This window comes from Nocardia nova NBRC 15556 (assembly GCF_001613005.1).
Classification (GTDB): domain Bacteria; phylum Actinomycetota; class Actinomycetes; order Mycobacteriales; family Mycobacteriaceae; genus Nocardia; species Nocardia nova.
In genome coordinates, this window is sequence record NZ_BDBN01000035.1 from 85653 (window position 1) to 92152 (window position 6500).

Here is a 6500-nt window from a genome sequence, read left to right on the forward strand (position 1 = left end):
ATCGTCAGACCGCCGAACGGGCCGTGGCTTGCACGACCGATCCGACTCGATCGACGAGCAGGGCCATCTCGTAACCGATGCGGCCGATGTCGTGCTGCTTGTTGGCCAGCACCGCCAGGTGCGAGCCGTTGCCGACGCTCATCACCAGCAGGTAGCCGCGCTGCATGTCGACGATCGACTGCATCACCTTGCCGCCGTTGAACAATTGCGCCGCCCCCGCCGACAGACTCGCCAGACCGGCGGTCACCGCGGAGAGCTGTTCGGCGCGATCGGACGGGAGATGCGGGCTGGTCGCCTGGAGCAGGCCGTCGGCCGACACGAGCACCGCGTGCGAGACTCCAGGCACCTCTCTGGTGAAGCGGGTGACGAGCCAGTTCATATTCTCGTCTGTGGTGTTCTGCGCAGTGTCGGTCATGCAAAGCCTCCGTCGTTCTGCTGAGCGTTGTTCCGCCCGGCCGGGTCGTAGCCGGCCGTATCGGCCGGGTCGTACTGGGCCGTGTTGTCTCGGACGCTGACGCGGCCGCTGCGGACGCCGCTCAAATGCCTGGACAAGTTGTTGCGGATTTCCTCCGGATCCCGAGCCTCGACGACATCCTCCTGCGTCAGTCCGCCGGGCACCAGCTGCGCACCGGGCCGGCGGATGGGCAGGCCACCCGAGGTACGGGTGGTCGCGGTCGGGCTGCTGGCGTCCGCTGCCGCCGCCCAGCCCTCGTCGGCGGGAGACGACCAGGCGCCGGTCGGCGCGTTCGAGGACGGTTCGACCAGCCATTCCGACACCATGCGCTGATAGATCGGCGTGGGGGATTCCGGTTTGGCCGGCGCCTGAGCATCCTGCTGGTGGGCATCGTGCTGGTAGGCGTCGGGCCGGGGTGGCGCGAGGGTCGCGCCGTGGCGGGACAGCGGCGCCGGTTCGCGGTCCGGAGCGCGCTGCGCCGGGGCCATGATCGCCGTTTCGGCCCAGATATCGATGGGCTGCGGCTGCGGCTGCGGCCGCGGATCGGCCGGGGCGGGACGCCGGGGCGGCGCGATCTGTTCCAGGTCGCGGTCGGTCACCGGGTTCCACGGATCGGAGGCCGGAGCGAAACTTTCGCCGCGGCCCGCGGTTTCGGGCTCCTCGGCCTCGGCGCGCTCGTCGCGGGGAGGCTCCTCGGCGCGGTCGTCGTGGAAAACGTCCTCACGTCCGGTCTCGGCACCGCGCAGTACGCCGTCGTCGACGGGTTCCGCCGCTCGGTTGTCGGTCTCCGCGACATCGGGCAGCGGGGTGAGCCGGGTGACCGGGGCCGCGGTTTCGGAGTCCGACTGACCGGCCGGGCGTCGCTGCGGCAGTCCGGCGCTGGTGAATCGGGCCGGCTCCGAACTGTCCCCGAACCGGTCCGGCGGATTCGGCACCGCGGTGAGAGTGCGGCCCGGAGCGGGGAACTCGGTGACCGGGGAGGGGAAGTCCGCGATCGGCGTGGTGAAGGTCGAGATGGCCGGCGGGACCACGGCCTCCGCGGGCGAGACCAGCGCACCCGGTAGATGCACGCTGGCCGTGATGCCCGGCTGCTGTGCCATCGTGGAGGTGCGGCGCAGGCCGACCGTGATGGTGTGCCGTGCCGCCAGCCGTCCGACCACGAAAAGACCCATGCGGCGCGCGGTTTCGATGGTGACCTCACCACCGGAGGCCAGGCGCTCGTTGATCGCGCGCATATCCTCGGCGGACATGCCGAGGCCGCGGTCGGTGATCTCGATCAGATATCCGCCGTCCACCGCGCGCGACACCGAGACCGCCACCGGCGTGTTCGGCGGCGAGTAGCGCAGCGAGTTGTCGATCAGCTCGGCCAGCAGATGCTCGATGTCGACGGCGGGCTCACCGGCGACGATACCGTCGGGCACCGAACCGATTTCGACGCGCTGATAGTCCTCGACCTGGGAGACCGCACTCCACAGCATGTCCGACAGCGGTACCGGCGGCAGATGGCCGCGGCGCAACGCGGTACCGGCGAGCACCAGCAGGTTGTCGCCGTTTCGGCGCATGCGGGTGGCGAGGTGGTCGAGGCGGAACAGGCTCTGCAGCCGATCGGAGTCGTCCTCGTCGCGTTCCAGATCCTCGATCAGCGACAGCTGCTGTTCGACCAGCGATTGGCTACGCCGCGAGAGCGTTTCGAACATGTTGCTGATCTGCAGGCGCAGGCGGGCCTGTTCGGCGGCGAGGAACAGCGCCTGGCGGTGCATGTCGTCGACCGCTCGGGCCAGCTGACCGATCTCCTCGGTGGTCTGCACGTCGACCGGGACGATCTCCGGAGTCGCGCCGCCGCCGCGCACGACCGCGAGCTCGGCGGGCAGGTCGGTATGCGCGACCTGCAGCGAATCGCGGCGCAGGCGGCGAATCGGGACGACCAGCGAGCGGGCGACCGCCAGCGCCAGGGCCAGACCGGCCAGCAGGGTCACGACCACCAGCGCCACATCGCGCAGGACCGTGCCGCGCGCGTCGACCGAGCGGTCCGACAGTCCGGAGTCGATCAGGTCGACCAGATGGTTGGTGGCCTCGTTGTAGGTGTCGGTACTGGTCTGCATCGACTGCACGACACCGGGCACGTTGATCGGCTCGACCGCGTTCTGACTCATCGCCGCGATACGCGTCTGCAGCGCGCCCAGCAGCACATCCGGCTTCAGCGCCGATTCCGGCTGCACGACCGCGTACTGGTTGATCATGGTGAGTTCGGCGCCGGTGGCGGTCAGGACCTGGGCCAGCACGGCCGGGTTGTTGCCGATCTCACCGCTCTCGAGGGCCAGCTGCTGCTGCGTGAACATCTGGCGGGCGATGGCGATGACACCCATCTGCACGTAATAGCGCTCGAGGGTCGTCTCCTTCGGCGTCGCCAGGGACGAGACGGCGTTGCTGACGTGGCCGTTCACCTCGCTCGCCTGTTTGACGACCTCCTGCGGCGCGCCGCCGTGCAGGCTGTTGCGCAACGTGCGCCCGGCCGCCAGCGCCTCGGTGAGTTCGGTGGCGACCCGCTTGTCGGTCGCCGAATTCTGCAGCGCCGTCTGCAGATCCGCCGCGGCCTGGTCGAACCGGGCCGCGGCCTGGTCCAGCGCCGACTGCGGAACGTGTTCGCCGTTGCCGAGGGTCACGGCGAGATTGTTGGCCGCCGAACCGAAGTCGAGGGTCGGCCGAATGATCCGCGCCTGCTCACTGGCCGTGTTCAGCTGTGAGATGGTGCCGAGTTCGTCCTTGATTCGAAGAACGGCGAATGCCGATGCCAGCACGACCGGCAGCAGTAGCACGATGCCGACCTTGCTAGTCACGGACAGATTGGACAGACTCCTCTGCCATGGCCGCGGTGCAGTGCCCATCCCGCTTCCGTCGCCTCCGCTCGCGCACGTGCCCCGGGTTCCGGCCGCCGCCCGCGTCTGGCCGTTCGGGTCCAACGGGTTGAGAACCAACTAGAGGTTTACTTTTACCGCAGGCAACATACCGCGAGAACACGTTCGCGGCAATTTGGAGGGGTCCGGCGACAACGGTCTAAAACGGCTCGGCGCAACAACTTTCGTGTGCAACAGATACTTCTCGGAACTATTTTCGATGATTCCGCAGGTCACCTGTTGTGGATGCGCGGCGTGTCGAATGGTCGGTTCTCAGTCGGCTCTCAGTCGATCCGGTCAAACTGGAGGCCATGCGCATTCTGGTAGTCGACGATGATCGCGCGGTGCGCGAGTCGCTGCGCCGGTCGCTCACCTTCAATGGATATTCCGTCGAGCTGGCGGTCGACGGCGTCGACGCCTTGGAGAAGGTCAGCGCGTCCCGGCCCGACGCATTGGTGCTCGATGTGATGATGCCGCGGCTGGACGGCCTGGAGGTATGCCGCCGCCTGCGCAGCACCGGTGACGATCTGCCGATTCTCGTGCTGACCGCCCGGGATTCGGTATCGGAGCGAGTGGCCGGCCTCGACGCCGGCGCCGACGACTATCTGCCCAAACCGTTCGCGCTGGAGGAATTGCTGGCGCGTTTGCGCGCGCTGTTGCGCCGCACCGCCCCCGACGCGGCCACCGATTCCTCGGAGACGATGCGTTTCGCGGATCTGTCCCTGGACCCGGTGACGCGCGAGGTATCGCGCGGGGAGCGCGCCATCAGCCTGACCCGCACCGAATTCTCGCTGCTGGAAATGCTGATGGCGAATCCGCGCCGGGTGCTGACGCGCAGCCGCATTCTGGAAGAGGTCTGGGGCTACGACTTTCCGACCTCCGGTAATGCGCTCGAGGTCTATATCGGCTATCTGCGCCGCAAAACCGAGGCCGAGGGGGAGCCGCGATTGATCCACACCGTGCGCGGGGTGGGTTACGTGCTGCGCGAGACTCCTCCGTAGGCCGGGTCGTCGTGGCAAGAGCTCATCCTGGGCACGGCGGCCGCCCCGATCGTGTGGCTCGGCTGGGGCCGCGCCCCGATCCGCACGAGATGCGCCCGCCGATGCCGCTGACCCGCTCGGTGTCGCTGCGCTGGCGGGTGACCCTGCTGGCCGCCTCGGTGGTGGCGATCGCCGTCGCGGTGACCTCGATCGCCGCCTACGCACTGGTCGCCCGCGCCCTGTACGCCGATGTGGACAGTCAGTTGCGCAGCCGCTCGGAGGTGATGGTCAAGAACAACATCGACCTGCAGGGCTTCCAGGCGATCATCATGTTCAGCAGCCTGTACTCCAACGATATCGGCATCGCGCTGATCTATCCCGACGTCGATGTGCCCTATGCCCCGCCGCAACCGATGGATCCGCCGATCGGCCCGGCCGAGATGGCGGTGGCGCACGGAAAGGCCGATGTCTCGCTGCGGACCGCGAACAATCAGCGCGTACTCGCCCGGCGCACGAAATCCGGTGCGACACTGGTTATTTCGCGGTCGCTGGAACCCACCCGTGAAGTACTCGACCGGCTCGCGTGGCTGCTGTTCACGATCGGCGGTTGCGGCGTGCTGGTCGCCGGGGCCGCCGGTGCGACGGTCGGGCGGACGGGGCTGCGGCCCATCGCCCGATTGACCGCGGCCACCGAACGCGTCGCGCGCACCGACGATCTGGCGCCGATTCCGGTCACCGGTGACGACGAACTGGCGCGGCTCACCGAGAGTTTCAATCTGATGTTGCGGGCGCTCGCCGAATCTCGCGACCGGCAACGGCGGCTGGTCGCCGACGCCGGACACGAATTGCGTACGCCGCTGACCTCGCTGCGCACCAATATGGAACTGCTCATCGCCTCCTCGCGCCCGGACGCACCGCCGATTCCCGAGGAGGATATGGCCGGGCTGCGCGCGGATGTGATCGCCCAGATCGAGGAGTTGTCCACGCTGGTCGGTGACCTGGTGGACCTGGCTCGCGAGGACGCGCCCGAAACCGTCTACGAGCGGGTCGATCTCGGCGAAGTCGCCGAGCGCGCGCTGGAACGGGTGCGGCGGCGGCGCGTGGACGTCGAATTCTCGGCGCAGCTGCGGCCGTGGTTCGTCTACGGCCACGACGCCGGACTCGAGCGGGCCATCCTCAACGTGCTCGACAACGCGGCGAAGTGGAGTCCGCCGGAGGCGCAGGTCGTCCTGACCATGCGCGAAACCGGGCCGGGGCTCATGGAAATCGCGATCGACGATGCCGGGCCGGGCATTCCGCCGGAGGAACGGGAACTGGTCTTCGAACGCTTCTACCGCACCACGGCGTCGCGATCGATGCCCGGATCCGGACTGGGGCTGGCCATCGTGAAGCAGGTGGTGTCCAAGCACGGCGGCACGATCACCGTGGACACCTCCGAACGCGGTGGCACGCTGGTGCGCATCGTCCTTCCCGGCGAACCGCCGACCGCCGCCGACCGCCGGGAGTGATCAGCGGCGATCCGGAATCGATGGGCGCGCGTGGGGCGGCCCCATAAACTGGCACGCATGCGTACCGTCCCGCGGAAACCCGGCTGCGGCGGCCGGATACGGCAGGGAGTCACGGAGAACTGAAAGCACGGTCTCAGTCCGCTCTCAGTCGCTGTCACCAGGCTGGGCGACAGACTCGAGGAGAAACGAGAAATATGACCGAGGATTCGAGGGACAGGCGCGACGAGCCGACCGGTTCGACTCCCCAGTCGGGAGGGCCCGAGCCGACGTCGCCGTCGAGTGGGGCGCAGCCCGCTTCGCCGGAGGGCGATGCCGGAAACGCGTCGCGCGGGTGGGGACAACCGTCGCAATGGGCAGGGCCGTCGTCGCAGGCCGGTGGTGCCGAAGCCGGTGCGCAGTCGCCGGGACCGGCGGGTCCGAGTGGGGGACCGCAGGAACAGCCCGCGCACACCGCGCCGATGCCGCCGTACAACCCGTACGCCGCGCCGGGCCACGCCTCGGGTCAGGGCTATCAGCAGCCCGGCTCGTACCCCTCCGGTACGCCCTACGCCGCCACCGGCGAACATCGCGCGGGCGAACCGTATCCACCCGGCGTCGATCCCAGCGGTGCCCACGCCGGGACACCTCGCCGCCGCGGCCGGGCGGGGCTGCTCGCCGGCGCCGT

General features: G+C 68.9%; 4 protein-coding genes and 1 pseudogene. 3 read left to right on the forward strand and 2 right to left on the reverse strand.

Annotation, left to right across the window (positions count from 1 at the left end):
- Nucleotides 1-4: 4 nt before the first annotated feature.
- Together NN2_RS15465 and NN2_RS15470 are read right to left on the reverse strand one after the other, a co-directional pair.
- The gene (locus tag NN2_RS15465; protein WP_174554973.1) at nucleotides 5-415 is read right to left on the reverse strand and encodes a roadblock/LC7 domain-containing protein; all 411 of its coding nucleotides are present in this window, start codon (nucleotides 413-415) and stop codon (nucleotides 5-7) included.
- Nucleotides 412-3291, reverse strand: a complete 2880-nt coding sequence (locus NN2_RS15470; protein WP_063910771.1) for a HAMP domain-containing sensor histidine kinase — start codon at nucleotides 3289-3291, stop codon at nucleotides 412-414. Before NN2_RS15470 ends, NN2_RS15465 begins: the two co-directional genes overlap by 4 nt.
- A 368-nt stretch (nucleotides 3292-3659) precedes the next feature.
- On the opposite strand from NN2_RS15470, the gene NN2_RS15475 reads away from it, so the two are divergent.
- From NN2_RS15475 to NN2_RS37200, 3 genes and pseudogenes are all read left to right on the forward strand, one after another.
- Entirely contained in the window at nucleotides 3660-4349 is a 690-nt protein-coding gene (locus NN2_RS15475) for a response regulator transcription factor (protein ID WP_030515099.1), read from the forward strand.
- An 89-nt stretch (nucleotides 4350-4438) separates the two neighbouring features.
- Nucleotides 4439-5836 carry a sensor histidine kinase gene (locus NN2_RS15480; RefSeq protein WP_082857009.1) on the forward strand — a complete coding sequence of 466 codons (1398 nt, stop codon included), beginning with the start codon at nucleotides 4439-4441 and terminating at the stop codon, nucleotides 5834-5836.
- A 194-nt stretch (nucleotides 5837-6030) separates the two neighbouring features.
- A pseudogene (locus tag NN2_RS37200) lies at nucleotides 6031-6500 on the forward strand (hypothetical protein); the annotation flags it as partial.

Excerpts from the sequence above, each read along its gene's own strand:
- NN2_RS15465 (WP_174554973.1), bottom strand. The coding sequence starts at position 415 with ATGACCGACACTGCGCAGAACACCACAGACGAGAATATGAACTGGCTC.
- NN2_RS15475 (WP_030515099.1), top strand. The coding sequence starts at position 3,660 with ATGCGCATTCTGGTAGTCGACGATGATCGCGCGGTGCGCGAGTCGCTG.
- NN2_RS15480 (WP_082857009.1), top strand. The coding sequence starts at position 4,439 with ATGCGCCCGCCGATGCCGCTGACCCGCTCGGTGTCGCTGCGCTGGCGG.